Raw genomic sequence first — 18,296 nt, 5'->3', positions numbered from 1 at the left:
GGCGGTTGCAGGGGCTGAGTGCAACACGGTTATTGAATTGAAGCAGGCGCATCATGCCGCATAGCCATGGCTTCCTGCATCACTTTGCCCATAACTTCAATTGGGCATTTGAAGTCGAAGCGCTTACGTGGGCGCATGTTCAGTTGCAGTGCGATGGCATCCAGTTCTTCCTGGCTGTGTACCGACAGGTCTGTGCCTTTGGGCAGGTACTGGCGGATCAAGCCATTGATGTTTTCGTTGCTGCCGCGCTGCCAAGGGCTGTGCGGGTCGCAGAAGTAAATGGCCACCCCGGTCTGCTGAGTGATTTCAGCATGCCGCGCCATTTCTCGGCCCTGGTCGTAGGTCATGCTCTTGCGCATTGCCAGCGGCATGCCATTGAGCGCTGCACTGAAGCCCTCCATCGCCGAGGTTGCCGTCGCATCATTCATCTTCACCAGCATCAGGTAGCCACTGGTGCGCTCCACCAACGTGCCTACGGACGAGGCGTTGGCCTTACCCTTGATCAGGTCGCCTTCCCAATGCCCCGGCATCAGACGGTCTTCAATCTCCGGCGGACGCACATGGATGCTGACCATCTCGGGAATCTGGCCGCGCCGATCCACGCCACCAGAGCGCGGCCTGCGTGTTGTCTTGCTTTGGCGCAGACAGATGATCAGCTCCTTACGCAGCTCGCCGACCGGCAAGGCATAGATCGCGTTATAGATCGTCTCGCGACAGACGTAGGCCTCTCTGAGGCTGGGAATGTTCATGCTGCGCAGCTTGCCGGCAATCTGCTCGGGAGACAAACGCTCACGCAGCATATGAACCACCAGCTCAAAGCGCTCGCTACCCGGCAACAGCTTTCGCATCGGTCGACACACCTGGCGGCGGGCTTGCATCTGCTGTTGGGCTACACGGGCCGAGTAGCCACCACAGGCATCTCGATTGCGGCGCAGCTCCCGGCTGATGGTCGAAGGGGATCGGTTGATCAAGCAGGCAATCCTACGCAGGCTGAAGTCTTGGGCATGACCGATTTGAATGGTGGCGCGCTCTTCAACGCTGAGTTCGGAATAAGACATAGGGGCAGCACCGTACCGGAATGGTCAGGTGTTGCACTCAGTTTTTGCCGCCGCCTTTCTTAAAACAGAACCCACATCTCCAACTGGACACCCGATTCCTCGATGAGAACGCGAAAGCTAGAATAATTGCGACACTGAGCGATCTAGACTCATCCAACAATGGAACACTATTTCACTCCGACAACTTTCAAGCACTAAGCCTTTTACAGGAAAAGTACAAAAAAAATGTAGGCTGCATCTATACAGACCCACCATACAACACAAATGCATCATCAATTTTATATAAAAACGACTATAAAGACTCATCTTGGCAAACTCTAATGCAAGACCGGCTAGCACTTGCCAAAAACCTAATGAAAGACGACTCGATAATCGCTGTCGCCATTGATGACGAAGAGGTTTCGCCCCTACGATTCATTTTAGGTGAAATATTTGAAAAAGAGCTCGGTGTAGCTGTTGTGAGATCTAATCCGCAAAGCAGAAAGGCAACGGGAAAACTCTCCCCAGTGCATGAGTACATATTGTTTTACGGCAAGTCCGAGGACTCAACCCCATATTCCATTGGATACAGTGAAGCAAAAGCAGCACGATACCCGCTCTCAGATAGCAACGGACGATACTCTTGGCTTAACTTTATTAGGACTGGAAATAACGACTTACGACAGGACAGACCGACACTCTACTATCCAATCGTCGTCAACTCTGAAAACCAAATACGCATCCCAAAGATGATTTGGAACGGAGAAAGCCAGAGCTATGATCTTCAAGAAGAAATAGCGACTGATGAGCAGCTAGTATTTCCAGTAAAAGAAGTAAATGGAACCTTAATAGAGAAGAGATGGCAACGAGGGCATGTCCGAGTCCACTCTGACTACAGCGATTACCGAGTACGCCGAAATGGCTCTGGAGAAATCAGTATCGATTTCAAAACCCGCATGGACGAAGAGGCTTTGCCTGTGACGTGGTGGGACAAACCAGAATATGCATCTGCAAACTACGGGGCTGCAGAATTAAAGGAGCTTTTCCAAACAAACTCGTTTGACTACCCGAAAGCCAAAAAACTCGTAGAAGATGCCTTACGTGCTTGCGGAGCGAGCCACGATAAAAACACAGTCGTATTGGATTTTTTTGGCGGCTCCGGCACTACCGCGGACGCGGTTATAACGATAAACAGGGCCGCCGAAGGCAAAGATAGAAAATACATACTAATCGAACAAGGCGAACATTTTGATGAGATCCTAAAACCAAGAATTCAGAAAGTCGCCTATTCCTTAGACTGGAAAAGCGGGAAACCGATTTCGAGAAATGGAAATAGCCATTGCTTTAAATATCTACGCCTAGAGTCTTTCGAGGACACGCTGAACAATCTTCAGCTCCCAGAGGCGCCTCGTCTGAACACCAGCACTCCTGAGTCCGCAGAGATGGCTCGGGACTATATGCTGAAATACTGGCTTGAATTTGAAACCGTCGGTAGCCCAAGCCTGCTCAATGTTCGTGAGTTTACCGACCCCACGTCCTACAAACTCAAGGTCAAGCAGGCCGGCAGCGATGCCCAGGTGGAGAAAACCATCGACCTGGTGGAAACCTTCAACTGGTTGATTGGCCTGCATGTCGCCCACCTCGACCAGCCGCGCCGCTATGCCATTGAGCTGGTGCGTGAGGCCGACCCAGAGCTACCCAAAGACCAGGATACACGATGGCGCTCCACCGCCATCAAGGAGCGTGACGATGGCGAATTCTGGTTCCGCGCTGTGGAAGGCCACATCCTTAGCGTACCGGGAGACGAGCTATCGCGTGAACGTGTGCTGGTGATCTGGCGCAAGCTGACCGGCGACTCCGGTCGCGATCAAGCCGCTCTCGAAGCCTGGCTGAACAAACGCGGCATCAACCCACGTGAAAGCGAGTTCGAACATATCTACGTCAACGGCAACCATGCCCTGCCCAGCGATGGCGATGCCGCCACACGCGTGCGCCTGATCGAAGAGACCTTCGCCCAGCGCATGTGGGAGGACGCTTGAGATGGCTCGCGCCCCGCGTAAAAGCAAAGTCCAGCCGCCACTGATAGCCAGCCACTTTCAGGATGCCTTGGTACTCAATCAGTATCTGATCGGCCTGTTTGGCATCGATCCGCTGGTGACTCACAAGGACGAAGGCCGCCCCGTGCGGCCACTGGAGATCATAGCCAAGTCGCTGCGCAGCGCCGAGCCGGGCATCGGCCCGGACGGCAAGCACCGCTTTCTGGCCAAGCTGATCTCACACCTGCCCGCCAATGCGACATTGACCCCGATTGAGCTGGAGCGCTACGACGCCAACCTGGTGGCGCATACACGAGCTATCAATGCCCGGCGCAAGCACAAGGGAGAAATCGCCTGGAAATACTTCCAGTGGCTGACCCTGCTGTTTGTCGAGATCTACCTCGACCGCTACTTCAACGACCGCCAGGGTCTGTGCGCAGCGCTCAATGAATTTATCGAGCGTTTCAACCAGCACCATCAAGGCCAAGGGCGCGAAACGGGCATCGGCGCTTACACTGTTGAAGACCTCAACAAGATCTGCCTGCAGAACGCCACGGGCAGCGGCAAGACGTTGCTCATGCATGTGAATTTGCTGCAGTTTGCCCAGCATGCGCGGGCGACTGCGCAGGCCGATGCTTTCAGCCGGGTCATTGTGCTGTCGCCGAACGAACGCCTGTCCGAGCAGCACGAACGTGAGCTGCGCGAGAACGGCTTCTACCCGGAGCCACTGCGCCAGGAAAGCGACCTGATCTCACGCGGTCAGAATGCCCTCGATGTGCCGCTGCTGACCGAAATCACTAAGCTGGCGGACGAACAAAAGGTCAAGCAAATGGCCGTCGACAGTTTTGGCGATGGCAACCTGCTGCTGGTCGACGAAGGCCACCGTGGCATGAGCGGCAGCGACTGGAAAAGTAAGCGCGACAAGCTTGCGGCCAAGGGCTTCACCTTCGAGTATTCCGCTACCTTCAAGCAGGCAGTCAAGGCAGCCAACGACCGCGTGCTGGCCGAGAGCTACGCCAAAGCGGTGCTGTTCGATTACAGCTACCGCTACTTCTATGCCGATGGCTATGGCAAGGACTACCGCATCTTCAACCTGCCTAAGGATGAACTGGCCCACAAGGACGCCTACCTGACCGCTGCCCTGTTGGGGTTTTATCAGCAGCTGCGCATGTTCACCGAGGCGGGCAATCGCTACACCGGCTACAACCTGGAAAAGCCGTTGTGGGTCTTTGTCGGTGCAAGCGTCACCGGGCGCAAGGTCGATGAGGAAAGCGTACAGCCGTCCGATGTGGCGCAGATCCTCGACTTCCTGGCGCGCTTCCTCGCCCACCGTGAAGCCTTTACTACTCTTATCCATACTGTGCTCAACGGCAACAGCCAGCAGACCGGGCTGCTCGATGCCCAAGGGCGCGACATCTTCGTGCAGTCCTTCCCTTACCTGAAGGGCTTGAAGCAAAGCGCAGCACAGTTCTATTCCGACATCTGCCAGCGTCTGTTCCATGCCCCTGGCGGCGGTCACTTGGTGGTTGAGCGTGTGAAAGGTGACAGCGGCGAGTTGCTGCTGAAGGTTGGCGAATCCGACGAACCCTTTGGTGTCATCAACGTCGGCGATGCCGCGGCGCTGGCCAAGCATGTGCAGGATGAGCTGGAAGACAAGCACTCCCTTGCCGAGGTGCGCCCTAGCGAGTTTGGCGAGCCGGTATTCGGTGACGTGCATAAACCGACCTCGCCCATTCACATGCTGATCGGCTCGAAGAAATTCATCGAAGGCTGGGACTGTTGGCGAGTATCCAGCCTGGGCCTGATGCGTATGGGCCAGAGCGAAGGCGCACAGATCATTCAGCTTTTCGGGCGCGGCGTGCGCCTGAAAGGCAAAGACATAAGCCTGATGCGTACCAGCCGCTATCAGCCGGTGAACCCACCGCGGGATATTCACTTCCTGGAGACGCTGAACGTGTTCGGTGTGCAGGCTGACTTTATGGCGACCTTCCGCGACTTCCTCGAAAGCGAAGGCCTACCGCCGAACGATGCGCCACATGTTGAGGAAATCACCCTCAACGTCACCCACGACTTTGGCCAGAAGCTGAAGATCCTCCGCTCCAAATTCCGCAAAGACACCCAGGAGCAGTACGACTTCCGCAAACACGGCCCCATCGTGGATCTCGGTATCGGAGCCCTCCCGCCCGGTTTGACCAAGGGGGGAATGCCATTGGTGGTTGATCGCTTCCCACGCCTGCAAATGATCCAGGCCAAAGAGGTTATGGGCCAGGCTCCTGAGGCAGCCGATAACCCACCACGTCACTTCGATGCCTTGCGCCTGTCGATGCTCGACTGGGACAAGTTGTGGTTCGATCTGGAGCGCTTCCGCCGCCAGCGACACCTGGACAACGTCATCGTCAAAGAAGAAGTGCTACGCCCACTGCTGGAGACCCCAGACTGGTATCGCGTCCTGGTGCCCGCGCACTGGTGGGCACCTTCGATGGCCAACCTGCGTCACTGGCAATCGATAGCCTTCGAACTGCTCTGCGGTGCCCTGGAGCGCTGCTTCAATCACCAAAAGCGCAAATACCTCGATCCGCGCATGGAACTGGTTCTGCTCACCCGCGAGAACGAGAACCTGCCGGGTGACGACATCAACTACCAGTTGATCGTCGAGGCTACCGAGCAATACCTGATCGACGACATCAAAGCGCTGAAGGCAGAGCTGGCGCAAGTCGGCTGGCGTGACCACGGCCACGTCCAAGGCCTAAGGCTAGACGCTCACCTCTATGAGCCGCTGCTTTCCAGCGAAAAGGTGAAGATCCAGCCCGTCGGCCTCAACAAGTCCGAGTTTCAATTCGTCGAAGACTTGCGTCTCTGGCTGGTAGCCAACGACGCAAGTCTTGCTGAACGTGGAGAGCGCATCTTCCTGCTGCGCAACCTGGCCAAGCAGGGCGTCGGTTTCTTTGAAGCCGGCAATTTCTATCCGGACTTCATCCTCTGGTGCCTGAAGTCGGATGGCAGTCAGCGCATCTGCTTTATCGACCCGCACGGACTGGAACACGAAGGCCCCGGCAGCGACAAGATCCAGCTCTCGCAAAACATCAAGGATCTGCAGGCGCGCCTGAATGATCCTGGGGTCACGCTGGAGTCGGTCATCCTGTCACCGAGTACGAACCGTATGCGCATCCAGCACCTGTGGAGTCAGCAAGGCCTGCCAACCCCAGATCTGAATGCGCTGCATGTTTTCTTTATCGGGGAACCGGACTACATCGGCAAAGTATTGGAGCTGGTGTCGCCTTAGAGGGGGTGTACCCCTTCAAGGCAGCACACTAATCACCAAATAATCGAAAAGTCCAAAGAGGGACTTTTCGGTTCATTTTGGGGACTCATTTCAGCCGCTACTTAGGCCACCCTGTTCAGGGCTTCATCAGCTACACACTCTTACGTACCCGCGGTTGCTGGCTCTCTACCTGTCGCCTCAAGCGTTGCAGTTATTCTATGAATTCAGGATGTCATGCCCGGCAGCTATTGGTCCAGGCTGTGTCAAAACGCTTTAGAGCGAGCTTGACAGTCAGAATCGCAACGAAATACGTGTTCCTATGAAAATTTTAGGGCTGCTGACCAACCAAACGCTGGCAGATTTTACGTAGCAACGCAGACTTCAAACGGTGTCTGCGTTTTTACCCTGCCTCAGCCGGTAGCTGCCGGTCACGAACGACCGGAGCCTGCCAATAGCGGACGGCGAGATATGGTGAAGGCAATTGGATGGCGTCATCGATGCAGCTTTCTACTCTGGAAGGCAGCAGGGCGGTAGCGCCATCCATGTCGCGATTCTTCCTGAACACTTCCTGAACAATGTCGCGTTTTCCGCGATCACCTCTAAACTAGACAAGGACTTACAAGACGACAAGGACGGTTATGCGACGTGCCGTCACGACAGAAAACGCGACAGGGTGTGTCGCCTAATTACTGGTTGGGCGTACATCAACCAAACATCAGAGGTCAACAATGCCCACTCCGGTATACATAACAGCAGCCGTAGGTTTTCTACTGGGAATCCAATTTGGCCCCTCTATTGCAGCAATGAATACTGTTTTCATGGGGCTCGTTGCATGGGCCATTTGCGGATTTCGCTTAACCTCACCAGAAGCGAAACCAGCCAATATAGAAAATAACTCTCCCACCCTCACCGCAGCCCACCCTGGCGTTTTCATCATCAAGGCTGCAAACGATGCCTCTATGAGCACTACAGAATACGGCCAGGCAGTAATTGGATGGGCTTGCCAAGCCTTTCCCTCAAGCATGGGCGCGATACTCGAGTCTCCCGACCAGTCTCTAATTATGAAAAAAATTAGAGAAAATCCATTTCCCCTAGAGCTTCAGCTAATTGCATTGCACTCTTCAATTTATTGGGTTTACGCGCTTTCGGTCAGCAAGGCGCCTGAGAGCATAGTCACTGAACTTAATAGAGGTTTGGAAGTTGGGTTATCTAAGCTGCACGACCCGCAAGGAGCACCATTCGACACCAGCCTAAAAGAGCTTTATATGATTTCATTTAAGGCTTACTTCTCCGCTCAAACAAAGGTATTTAACGATCACGAGGGAGATTACCCTGATTTAGTCTCCCAATCTTTCTTCCATATATTGTCTCAAGTGTACAAGGTCAATCCAGGGCAAATAGAGACCATAACCAGGTTTCATCTTGGGCACATTATCGACGACCTCACTCCCACACACCTAATTATCCTAAAAAACGAACTTGGCATTTCTTTTGGATAACGCCAAACAAGCGGTCCAAATCGTTCGCTTCGCTCTCTGGGACTGCGTGCCGCAGCCCCTTAACCTAAACGTTAGATGCCCGAGTTACCCAAGCAAAGGAGTATGCAATGAAAATTGAAATAAATAACTGCAACAACATTGAACAGGGGCAAATTACTATTGCAGAACACTTGCTAAATATTAAATACGCAATAAATGGCACTGGAAAAAGTACCGTATCAAAAGCAATTCAAAAATCCATTGCCTCAAGAATTAGCGGAAAGAATGAATTACTAGCGCTTAAGCCCTTCAAGGCTGTCAATGATGATAATGCTCTTCCCTCTGTTGTAGGCTGTGAGACGATCGGTAGCGTTAAAGTATTTGACGAGTCATATATAAATGATTTCACCTATCAGCCAGATGAATTGCTCAAGGGGAGCTTTGATATTCTTATTCGAGATGAGAATTATGATTCGGTAATGGCCGAAATTGAAGAGCTCGTATCTCAAATAAAAAACCATTTTAATGAAGATAAAGACATTGAGGCTCTAATATCTGACTTTGATGAACTAAGTAACAGTTTTGGTAAGCCTACAAAAACAGGGGTTCACGGTTCTAGTGCAATAGCGAAAGCCTTCAAGGGAGGCAACAAGGTTACGAATATCCCAGAAGGGCTAGAAGCGTACCAGCACTTTATTCAAGGAGTAAATAATGTTAAGTGGGTCAAGTGGCAGTTAGATGGCGGACAATTTATTGAAGGATCAGACAGCTGTCCTTATTGCGTTGGTGACGTAAAGGATACAAAAGAAACGATCAAGCGCGTTGGAGATGTCTATGATTCAAAATCAATTGAAAATCTCAACAATCTTGTCCAGATATTTCAGCGCCTCGAAAAATATTTCTCAGATCAGACAAGAGAGATAATAAGCGAGTTTGTTTCGAGTGTGGATGGTTACAGTGAGGAACAGGTTGGATACCTTCTTGAAGTAAAAGATCAAGTAGACAGGTTCAATGGTAGGTTTAAGCAGCTTAAAAACATCGGATTTTTTACGTTCAAAGACGTAGAAAAAGTAATCGATGAGTTGCGCAAATACACAGTCGATTCAAACTTGTATAGCCACCTTCAATCAGAAGAAGCGTTAGCAAAAATAGCAAATGTCAATAAATCAATAGAAAACCTGATTGCCAAGGCCGGAAAACTTCAGGGGCGCATAACCGTTCAAAAGAAGTATATTGAGCGCGTAGTTCAGGATAACAAAAGTAATATTAATACTTTTCTTCGTAATGCAGGTTATAGATATACGGTAGATCTTATCGAGGACGACGCGGGTAAGCATAGGCTCAAGTTGACTCACTCCGATTTAGATTCAGCAGAAGTTCCCGGTGTTAGAAATGTGCTTAGCTATGGCGAACGCAATGCTTTTGCATTGGTGTTATTTATGTTTGATGCTCTGAAGACGTCACCTGACTTAATTGTTTTGGATGATCCAATCTCCTCCTTTGACAAAAATAAAAAATACGCGATTATTGAGATGCTTTTTCGGAAGGAAAAATCTTTTAGAGGAAAAACGGTTTTACTTCTGAGCCATGATTTCGAACCGATCGTAGACATGCTATACCATCATAGTGATAGATTCGAAAAGCCACATGCTTCTTTTCTACAGAATAATAATGGTCAACTGCAAGAGGTAAAGATTGAGAAATGCGACATTATGACCTTTGTGGACATTAACTCATCTAATATCACGAGTGGTGCCAGTCTGGTTGCAAAGCTGGTATACCTGCGCCGTACCTATGAGATACTCAATTCAAAGGGAGTGGCGTACCAGTTAGTTTCGAATGTATTTCATAGAAGACAAGTGCCATTGATATTCGAAAACAGCACGTCACGCGAAATGACGCCAGCCGAAATCAATCAAGCTGAAACCGAAATTAAATTACGCATTTCTGAATTCGATTATTCAAATGTCATTCAATTGATTCTAGATACCCCTGCAATGATTGAGCTTTACCAATCATGTGGTAATAATTATGAGAAATTACATATTTATAGAATCATATCTGAAGGCGCCGATCATGCTGATGTAGTCCTGAAGTTTATAAATCAGGCGTTTCACATAGAAAACGACTACATTTATCAGCTAAATCCCGCAAAATACCAAACGGTACCACAGTACGTTATTGACGAGTGTGACCAATATGTCGCCACATTAAGATGAAAAGGGGACAGATGAAAGGGGGACGATTTATTTGTAGGGCAGACCGTCCGATTTTGGCTGGTTGAAGTCGGGCACGAACGGCAGAATCCGGCCCACAGCGGCAGGTCAGCAGCATCAATATCGTGGTCTGTCCCCGTTTGTTGATGGTTACGCCATCTAGTAAAAGGAAACGTAGCCAAACTGCCGAAGGTCCCCCTCAAGCCACTCGACTACAGAGTTAAGCTCCTCATCATCGATGGAGTGTCGAACTCGATCCAAAAGTGCAAGGGCGCTAGCTGCCGATAGAGCCTGCGCAGCACTCACGGCGAACAATAGTGCGCTGTGACGGATACGCTCATCCTGGCTGGTATCAATCGCGATGGACTCCATAACCCCTTGCGTGTCCTCCATAGTGTCGATCAGCACATGCACACATTGTCCTATTGTTCCCCTGTCAACTCCTGCATCGTCTATGGCAGAGAGCATTGTTAAAGCATCTCTGCGGTCAAATCGCTCCCTCATGATAAGAAGAGCGCCACGACGAACCTCCTCATCAATAATGTTTCGTTTGCTCCAGAAAATATCGCCATGCCCTGGGATGTGGCAAAGCCGCGCTATTAGCGTGCGAAGAAGAGCGTGCCCTCTGTAGTTTGTAATGCAGGAGATGAGGTAGTACCACGTTGCCGACTGATTTCGATGGTACGCAAAGAGAGCCCGTAGGCCGTCAAAGCAGCGCTCCACGTCATCTCGAATGGAGACACTCTCCAGCGCCCGCCCGAAATTTGGTTCGCGACTGTACTGGTCTCGATACCGCAGGCAATGGTTTCGGAACTCTGGGAATGTGGACTCCGAAAAGTCTTGGTCCGCATAGATTGTGTAGGGTCCATCTGTGATGGCCGAGGGCTTCTTTCGAAGGTGATCAGTGATGTCGACCCAAACTGCCTTTTTCCTTTCGGGATCAAAGATCACTGCAAGCACAGGCAATGTGTGAGACGCCCAATACTCGAAGTGATCACTGTCTGATTGGAAGACATATCGGCCAGAAAGGCTACGGTAGGACGCCCCTGATTTTATCTGTAAAGCCACGCAACAGCCGGTGGCATTCTCTTCCACTACAAATTCGACGTAGGCGTCGTTACCTAAGTCGTTATGGAGATCAATTTCTTGAAAAGTTGAGTTCTGGCGCTCAACCAATCCTTGTACGAAGTTGACTCCATCACGACTGGTTGCCTGCGAGCGCTTTCTTTTCGTCGTCATATTACTCGTGAAACCTAACGATTGAGCTTTGATACAACCATTCTAGAGCCTACCCGATTAGTATTGCAGTGATTGAACTCAGTCTGACCTGCCAGGGTCCGTTCTTGGCCGAAAGCAGCCTTCCCAAGCCAGGAACCGCTACCACACCTTGATAGCATTTTGCCCATGAAATCACCGACCATGCCAGGAATGCTTTTCCCTTGTGACCCACCCATCCGATAACGGAAAACCCACCCCATGACCCCGTCATGGAGCAAGCCATGTTTTCTTTCCTGCGCCGCAGAAACGCCCTGCCCTCTGCTGGCCCTTCTCCATGCGGATACTTGCAACCCGCGCACAGCCAGGATCTGCTTTCATCATCGCGTCGCCAGAAACTGCTTGAGAACATCTGGCAGCGCGCATCGCTGTCTCGCCAGCAGTTCTCCGAGCTCTATCGCCGCCCGCTTGAGCGCTTCGCAGAACTGGTACAGCAACTCCCTGCTTCGGAAAACCATCACCACGCACACCCTGGTGGAATGTTGGATCACGGCCTCGAAATCGTCGCCTATGCACTGAAGATCCGGCAAACATACCTTCTCCCCATTGGGGCTCCGCCTGAATCGCAGTCAGCACAGGCCGAAGCCTGGTCAGCTGCTGCAGCTTACGGAGCACTGATACATGACCTCGGCAAGATCGCCGTCGACGTGCAGGTGGAACTGGAAGGCGGGAAGACCTGGCACCCTTGGCATGGCCCAATCAGTCGCCCGTATCGATTCCGGTACGTGAAGGGGCGTAATTATCAACTACACGGGGCAGCTGCAGCGCTGATCTACTCGCAGATCCTTACACCCAACCTCCTGGACTGGCTCAGTGGTTTCCCTGAGCTGTGGTCGCAGTTGATCTTCATCCTGGCCGGACAGTACGAGCACGCTGGCATCCTCGGTGAGATCGTGATCAAAGCCGACCAAGCTTCTGTTGCTCAAGAGCTGGGAGGAAACCCCGAGCGCGCGCTGGCGGCGCCGAAGCAATCGCTACAACGGCAGCTGGCCGAAGGCCTGCGTTACCTAGTGCGCGAGAAGTACAAGCTGAACCACCCAGATGGTCCGGCGGATGGCTGGCTGGCCCAAGACGCCCTATGGCTTGTCAGCAAACCCACAGCGGACCAGCTGAGAGCCTATCTGCTGGCTCAGGGCATAGAGGGTATCCCAAGCTCGAACGCACCATTTTTCAACATGCTGCAGGATCAGGGCGTAATCCAGACGAACGCCCAGGACAAGGCGATCTGGAAAGCCACCATCGACAATGGCCGCGGATGGAGAAACACGCTCACTGTACTGAAGCTGTCTCCATCGCTTATATGGCCAGACGCAAAGGATCGTCCTACCGGCTATACAGGCACTCTCGAGCTCGAGGAGGCAGGCGCGCCGGCGGAGGAAACCGTGGCGGGTCAGCCAGGTCCACAAATAGACAGTCCTGCCGAGATTGAGGACGCTGCCCCCTTCCCCACAGCACACACGAACACCCCTGCGACCACACCACAGGTGTCAACAAACCGTGACAACGAAGTAGACGAATTACTGGCACTTTTTGGTAATATCACTTCGACATCAGAAGAGCTAGACACTAGCCAAGGCTCAGCGACCGCCGCCCCCACTCCAAAAGAGAGGAATGCGCTCCCACAAGAACCTTTTGAGACCGATGACGGGTCTCCAGCATATATCGAAGACAAAGGAATGATGCCAAGCAGTACGAATGAGCTGGGACAGGGATTTGTTGACTGGCTTAGAACAGGCATCGCCTCCCGTCGCATAATCATCAACGACACCAAGGCCCTGGTACATACGGTAGCTGGTACAGCGATGCTGGTTACCCCGGGCATCTTCAAGCGGTTCGTGCAAGAGTTTCCCGCGATCGAGCAGCAGGCAAAAGTCCAGCAAACCAATGCTTGGCAGCTCGTCCAGCGCAGCTTCGAGAAACAGAAGTTGCACCGGAAGACCGACAAGAGCCTCAACATCTGGACGTGTGATGTGGTTGGTCCCCGCAAGTCGAAGCAGCTCCGCGGCTATTTGCTGCGTGATCCCCACACCATCTTCGCCGAGGTCCCGTTCGATAACGTTAGCCTGACGCTAAAAACCGAAGCAGCGGGGGCTGAATAATGACGCCTCTTGAGCTGACCCAGGAATACATCTTTGCGCATGACCTTCGTGCTGCCAGTGCGAAGATCTACCTGGCCGCAACCAAAGCACTGATCAAACACTTCGGCGGTGTCGATGTCGAAACGATCGATCACCGCAACATTTTGGCCTGGCGGCGAAAAGTCTTGGAAAATGGTTTGTCCAAACGGAGCTGGAATACGTACTCCAACCACCTGCGCACCATCTGGGGGTATGGCCTAGAGCATGGAATCCTGACCCATACCTCGATCAACCCGTTCAAAAAGACCACCGTGATACCGCCCAAGCGACCGAGCAAGACAGTCGCCGGTGACGCTATTCAACGAGCACGGAGTTGGATCACCTCACTGGTGGACCTAGAGCAATGCACCGGCGACAGAAGCAAGATCACGCCGGCCTGGTTCTGGCTGGCTACCTTCGAATTGTTCTACTACACAGGCATCCGACTGAATGCCTTGCTCTGCCTGCGTTACAAGGACATTGACTGGGACAAGCAGATGATCCTTGTTCGTGGTGAAACCGAGAAAACACACCGTGAATTCTCGGTACCGATCATGGAGGGCCTGGCACCACACCTCAGGCGCCTCCTGGACGAGGCAAAGGGCGCAGGCTTTGCCCCCGAAGACCAGTTGTTCAACGTCAATCGCTTCTCTCGGCATTACCACCGCAAGGAAATGAACATCGACCAGGTGGAAGCGATGTACCGGAAGCTCACCGACAAGATCGGCGTGAGAATGACGCCGCACAGGTTTCGCCACACGCTGGCCACGGACCTAATGAAGCAGCCGGAGCGAAATATCCACCTGACCAAGAGCCTGTTGAATCACACGAACATTGCTACAACGATGAACTACATCGAGGCGGACTACGACCACATGCGCGCTGTCCTGCATGAACGTAGCCTTGCCCAAGGCGCTCTAAAGCATGTGCGCCGGGTAGATAGCAGTGGAGCAATACCCCAGCCTACAAATGACCAGGAGCAGAGGCTTAGTAGAGAGCCAGCCAACCAGGCCATTCAACAGATTGAGCGCCTTACGTCCAATCGACAGCCGTGTGAGTCAGGGCAAATGCCTACCGCCCCGACCGACCGCAGCGCAATGCTGCTGGAGTTCTCGTCGGTTGATTCGGTTCCGCCCTTACCACCCGGGGAACTGTTCGAAACCAACATGCTGTTCACGCTAATAGCGAATATGCAGAGGGCACCATCCTTCAGCCGTCGCAGCAGCGGCACGGCAGGGGGATTTGGACAGACAGCCAATGCTAGAGCATCTCCCTAGGCTGTTTTCCGGCGCAGCTACCGACGAACGGCACTTCGCCATCTAAGCCTGATCGCGAGATCTCATTACAGATGCGAGGGATGGTGCCGACTGACGCCTGAAAAATGGCGTCAATGACAAGGCGAATGCGTTTCAAAGAAAAGGCAACTAGCCGCAACCCTTGTGATTTTCGGTCACATCGGGGTCGATTTCGCACGCCTACAGAAAGGAATAAAGCACTAGAAACAGAACAGCCCGCCTAAAAAGGCGGGCTGTTCCATATTGACATCACTCCAGAGCGAATCTAATGTTCGCCCCAGACGGCTGCAAGACTAGCAAGACGGCACTGCAATACCCTTCCTAGAACTACATACCACCATGGTGAAAATGGTGGGTCGTGTGGGATTCGAACCTACGACCAATTGGTTAAAAGCCAACTGCTCTACCAACTGAGCTAACGACCCAAAAATGGTCGGGGTAAGGGGATTCGAACTCCTGACATCCTGCTCCCAAAGCAGGCGCGCTACCGGACTGCGCTATACCCCGATTGAAAGATTGGCTCCGCGACCAGGACTCGAACCTGGGACCCAATGATTAACAGTCATTTGCTCTACCGACTGAGCTATCGCGGAACTACGTGCTTTCAGTTCTCCGTTACTGGCTTTGGCCTAAACCGTTTCCCGTATCAGAGGCGCGCCATTTTACGGTTCCAGAACGCCCTGTCAACCCCTTAAATTGCTTTTGTGACAATGCTTTGCAGGTGAACGACGGGCTGCTATATCTTCCTATGACTGTGATCATCGCAGGACGCGTCAGCCACAAGGCTTCAGCCAGGAAAGTCCATGAGCAACCAGGGCACGCCACCATTCCCCCCCAAACCCACTGCAACCCTTGCCAGCCGAGGCATTCAGCCGCGCTTTGGCGAGCTGGTGCAGAGCTGTCGCAAACTGGTGATGAACCGCCTCGCCGAGCACCTGGCCGGCGTGTTCGGCCAGGTTGACGACACCCTGTTCGAATGCGCGGAAAAAGCCGAGAACAATCAGGTGCAAACCCTGTTCTTCGACAACATGCGCGAGATCCGCAAACAGCGCCCACAAATCGAACGCAGCTATCACCAGAAAATCTCGCAAAACTTCTCCGACTTCCTCGACGGCAAACTAAAGCCGCCCGCCAGCACCACGGAACTGGATGCCGAGCAACTGGCGCTGGTGCAAAACGAGGAGTACGAAGAAAGCCTGCAAGTCACCAATATGGTCAGCCGGGTCAAATCCCGTTGCGCGCAGCCACTGTTCGCGCTCGAGCAACGCCTGGCACTGCTCAACAACGGCCAAAAGCTCGGAGAGGACAGCAACCCCTTCGGCCCGCAGATGATCGCCCAGGCCTTTCGCGAAGCACTGGCGCCCTGCCCCTTTCCGCTGCGCATCAAGGTGGTTCTCTACGCACTGTTCGATCAGCACGTCATGCGCAGCCTGGACAGCGTCTATAGCGCGTTGAATCAACGCCTGATCGATGCCGACGTGCTGCCCAACCTTAAATACAGTGCGCCACGCAACCCCAGCGCGGCGCGCCCAGGCACCACGGCGCCGGCCGCCAGCAGCGACAAACCAACTGGCAACTCAGACGTGCAGCCAGCCGCCAGCGCGCCCGCGCAGCCGCGCCGCGCCGCGCACGACCTGAACGGCCCGCCACCCAGCGACCCTGCCGTACTGCTGGACGGCCTTGCCGCGCTGCTCGGCGAACACCGCCAGCGTGACATCAATGCGCCGCTGCTCGGCGGCACCCGCAGCATCGCCAGCCTCGCCCCGCGTGACGCAACGCGGACCTACAACGCCAGCGAATTGCTCGAAGCACTCAACCGTATGCAACGCCAGTCGGCCGACGACCTGGCGCAGCGCCTGCACAACCCGCAACCCGTTGCAGGCTTGAAAGCCGACCTACAGCAACAACTCGAGGCGCACAGCGACAGCCCCGGCCAGCAAAAACTCTCGGACCAGGAAGCCGATGTCATCGACCTGGTCGGCATGCTGTTCGACTTTATTCTGGACGACGACAACCTGCCGGATAACTGCAAAACCGCACTCTCTCACCTGCACACGCCTTACTTAAAAGTCGCCCTGCAAGACAAGGCACTGTTTACCCAACACCATCACCCCGCGCGGCGCCTGCTCAATGCCATGGCGCAGGCCGGCGTGCTGTATGGCGGCGAAGGCGATGAGCGCGGGCTGCTGGCCAAGATGCAGTGGGTGGTCGAACGGGTCATTCACGGTTTCACCGGCGAGCTGCAACTGTTCGAGAACCTGCTGGAGGAGTTCAACGAGTTCGCCGCCACCCTGCGGCACAAGGTCGAACTGCGCGAACGCCGCGCGGTGGAAGCTGCCAAAGGCCGCGACAAACTGCTCGGCGCACGCCAGCAAGCGGTCGAGGTGATTGCCCGCAGCCTGAGCAAGCGCGAACCGCCGAACATCATTCGCAATTTCCTCGAATTGACCTGGGCCGATGTACTGGTCTTCGTTCTGCTACGCCACGGCGACCGCAGCAACGAATGGCAACGCGCCAGCGAAGTGGCCGAGCAACTGGCCTGGAGCGGCACACCGCTCGACGAACCTGGGCGCGAACGCTTGCAAGGCCTGCGCGTGGCGCTGCTGGAGGATCTGCGCAAAGGCTTGCAGCTGCTCGGCGGCTATCACGAGGATGGCATTCGCCGCCTGCTGCAAGATCTGGTCGCCTGCCAGCACGCGGTGCAAGCCAAGCAACCGCAGGTGGCCGCCCAGCTCAACCCGAACCTGCCGGAAAGCCCGCTGGGCGCGATGCTCGGCGAGGATGCCGCGCTGGCGACCTTGGCGCCGCGCGAGTCCGGGCTGTCTCCTCGCGCCCAGATGCTTGCCAAGGAACTCGGACAGATCGAATTCGGCACCTGGTTCGAGTTCGTCAACGGCGAGCAAACCCGCGCCCTTAAACTCTCCTGGTTCAGCCCCACCACGCGCAACTACATGTTCGTCGACCACAGTGGCCAGCGCGCGGCGATCAAACCCCTCACCCTGCTGGCCACTGAAATGGAACAGGGCCTGGCACGCATCATCACCCCAGAACGTGGCGCTCCGCTCGTGGATCGCGCCCTTACCGCCATTTACCGTGTGCTGCAGCGCTTTACCGGGCGCGCAACCGAAACCAGCTAAGGAGTCTCCATGGAAGATCGTCGTCAGCACAGCCGCCATAGCACCGAGCTGCAGCTGGAAGTCTTCGACCTGCACTCCGGGCAGCGCCTCGGCCGCGTAGTAGACCTTTCCGCAGACGGCTTCATGCTGTTCAGCGATGTGCCGCACAGGCCCGAGGCGGTGCTGGAATGCCGCCTGGTCAGCGAGCAGGTGATCGAGGGCGTCTGCGAGATCAAACTCGGCGCCGACTGCCTATGGAGCCGCCGCGGCGCCGATGGCCAGCACAGCTGGGCAGGCTTTCATATCATCGACCTCGCAGAAGACCAGGCAGCCGCGCTGGAGGTGCTGCTCAAGCACCTGTGATACCGGCCTATCGAGGCGCTGCAGGGTGGACTTCAGCTCACCCCACGCAGGCATGAAAAAGGCTCTGTACCCGTTAAATGTTGATGCAGAGCGCCGTCACG

The 18,296-nt window shown here is 54.1% G+C and carries 10 protein-coding genes and 3 tRNA genes; 8 read left to right on the top strand and 5 right to left on the bottom strand.

All coding sequences use genetic code 11. The features are described from left to right. Positions 1-29: 29 nt before the first annotated feature. Positions 30-1,058 carry an IS30 family transposase gene (locus B3M58_RS06010; protein WP_296217664.1) on the bottom strand — a complete coding sequence of 343 codons (1,029 nt, stop codon included), beginning with the start codon at positions 1,056-1,058 and terminating at the stop codon, positions 30-32. Positions 1,059-1,102: 44 nt separating this feature from the next. Here B3M58_RS06010 and B3M58_RS06005 point away from each other — a divergent pair, with 44 nt between their 5' ends. The 4 genes from B3M58_RS06005 (at position 1,103) to B3M58_RS05990 (ending at position 10,032) form a co-directional block, all read left to right on the top strand. Next, positions 1,103-3,076: a site-specific DNA-methyltransferase gene (locus B3M58_RS06005; protein WP_296217663.1), complete on the top strand. Its 1,974-nt coding sequence runs from the start codon at positions 1,103-1,105 to the stop codon at positions 3,074-3,076. Position 3,077: 1 nt separating this feature from the next. Then, on the top strand, positions 3,078-6,356 hold the full coding sequence (locus B3M58_RS06000; RefSeq protein WP_296217662.1) for a DEAD/DEAH box helicase family protein: 3,279 nt from the start codon (positions 3,078-3,080) through the stop codon (positions 6,354-6,356). Positions 6,357-7,063: 707 nt separating this feature from the next. Then, positions 7,064-7,834, top strand: a complete 771-nt coding sequence (locus B3M58_RS05995; protein ID WP_296217661.1) for a hypothetical protein — start codon at positions 7,064-7,066, stop codon at positions 7,832-7,834. Between the two features lie 107 nt (positions 7,835-7,941). Beyond that, positions 7,942-10,032, top strand: coding sequence for an AAA family ATPase (locus B3M58_RS05990; protein ID WP_296217660.1), 2,091 nt, complete (start codon positions 7,942-7,944; stop codon positions 10,030-10,032). Positions 10,033-10,188: 156 nt separating this feature from the next. Here B3M58_RS05990 and B3M58_RS05985 read toward each other — a convergent pair whose 3' ends face one another. Next, on the bottom strand, positions 10,189-11,268 hold the full coding sequence (locus B3M58_RS05985) for a DUF4365 domain-containing protein (RefSeq protein WP_296217659.1): 1,080 nt from the start codon (positions 11,266-11,268) through the stop codon (positions 10,189-10,191). Between the two features lie 260 nt (positions 11,269-11,528). Here B3M58_RS05985 and mobH point away from each other — a divergent pair, with 260 nt between their 5' ends. Together mobH and B3M58_RS05975 are read left to right on the top strand one after the other, a co-directional pair. Beyond that, positions 11,529-13,403: a MobH family relaxase gene (mobH, locus tag B3M58_RS05980; protein WP_296217658.1), complete on the top strand. Its 1,875-nt coding sequence runs from the start codon at positions 11,529-11,531 to the stop codon at positions 13,401-13,403. Continuing rightward, positions 13,403-14,698 carry a site-specific integrase gene (locus tag B3M58_RS05975; RefSeq protein WP_296217657.1) on the top strand — a complete coding sequence of 432 codons (1,296 nt, stop codon included), beginning with the start codon at positions 13,403-13,405 and terminating at the stop codon, positions 14,696-14,698. The genes mobH and B3M58_RS05975 overlap by 1 nt, the downstream gene beginning before the upstream one ends. Before the next feature lie 367 nt (positions 14,699-15,065). On the opposite strand, the gene B3M58_RS05970 is transcribed toward B3M58_RS05975, so the two are convergent. From B3M58_RS05970 to B3M58_RS05960, 3 genes are all read right to left on the bottom strand, one after another. After that, positions 15,066-15,141: transfer RNA gene (locus tag B3M58_RS05970), tRNA-Lys, on the bottom strand. 5 nt (positions 15,142-15,146) lie between these two features. Further along, a tRNA-Pro gene (locus B3M58_RS05965) sits at positions 15,147-15,223 on the bottom strand. 10 nt (positions 15,224-15,233) lie between these two features. Beyond that, positions 15,234-15,309: transfer RNA gene (locus B3M58_RS05960), tRNA-Asn, on the bottom strand. 210 nt (positions 15,310-15,519) lie between these two features. Here B3M58_RS05960 and B3M58_RS05955 point away from each other — a divergent pair. Further along, positions 15,520-17,853, top strand: a complete 2,334-nt coding sequence (locus tag B3M58_RS05955; RefSeq protein ID WP_296217656.1) for a DUF1631 domain-containing protein — start codon at positions 15,520-15,522, stop codon at positions 17,851-17,853. Positions 17,854-17,862: 9 nt separating this feature from the next. Continuing rightward, positions 17,863-18,195 carry a PilZ domain-containing protein gene (locus tag B3M58_RS05950; protein WP_296217655.1) on the top strand — a complete coding sequence of 111 codons (333 nt, stop codon included), beginning with the start codon at positions 17,863-17,865 and terminating at the stop codon, positions 18,193-18,195. The last annotated feature ends 101 nt before the right edge of the window (positions 18,196-18,296 follow it).

The sequence above is a fragment of the Pseudomonas sp. UBA2684 genome, from assembly GCA_002354655.1.
In the GTDB taxonomy this organism is placed as follows: Bacteria; Pseudomonadota; Gammaproteobacteria; order Pseudomonadales; family Pseudomonadaceae; genus Aquipseudomonas.
This window is presented reverse-complemented; position numbering and strand designations above follow the sequence as displayed.

Coding starts and splice junctions, on each gene's coding strand:
- B3M58_RS06010 (WP_296217664.1), bottom strand. CDS start 1,058: ATGTCTTATTCCGAACTCAGCGTTGAAGAGCGCGCCACCATTCAAATC.
- B3M58_RS06000 (WP_296217662.1), top strand. CDS start 3,078: ATGGCTCGCGCCCCGCGTAAAAGCAAAGTCCAGCCGCCACTGATAGCC.
- B3M58_RS05995 (WP_296217661.1), top strand. CDS start 7,064: ATGCCCACTCCGGTATACATAACAGCAGCCGTAGGTTTTCTACTGGGA.
- B3M58_RS05990 (WP_296217660.1), top strand. CDS start 7,942: ATGAAAATTGAAATAAATAACTGCAACAACATTGAACAGGGGCAAATT.
- B3M58_RS05985 (WP_296217659.1), bottom strand. CDS start 11,268: ATGACGACGAAAAGAAAGCGCTCGCAGGCAACCAGTCGTGATGGAGTC.
- mobH (WP_296217658.1), top strand. CDS start 11,529: ATGTTTTCTTTCCTGCGCCGCAGAAACGCCCTGCCCTCTGCTGGCCCT.
- B3M58_RS05975 (WP_296217657.1), top strand. CDS start 13,403: ATGACGCCTCTTGAGCTGACCCAGGAATACATCTTTGCGCATGACCTT.
- B3M58_RS05955 (WP_296217656.1), top strand. CDS start 15,520: ATGAGCAACCAGGGCACGCCACCATTCCCCCCCAAACCCACTGCAACC.
- B3M58_RS05950 (WP_296217655.1), top strand. CDS start 17,863: ATGGAAGATCGTCGTCAGCACAGCCGCCATAGCACCGAGCTGCAGCTG.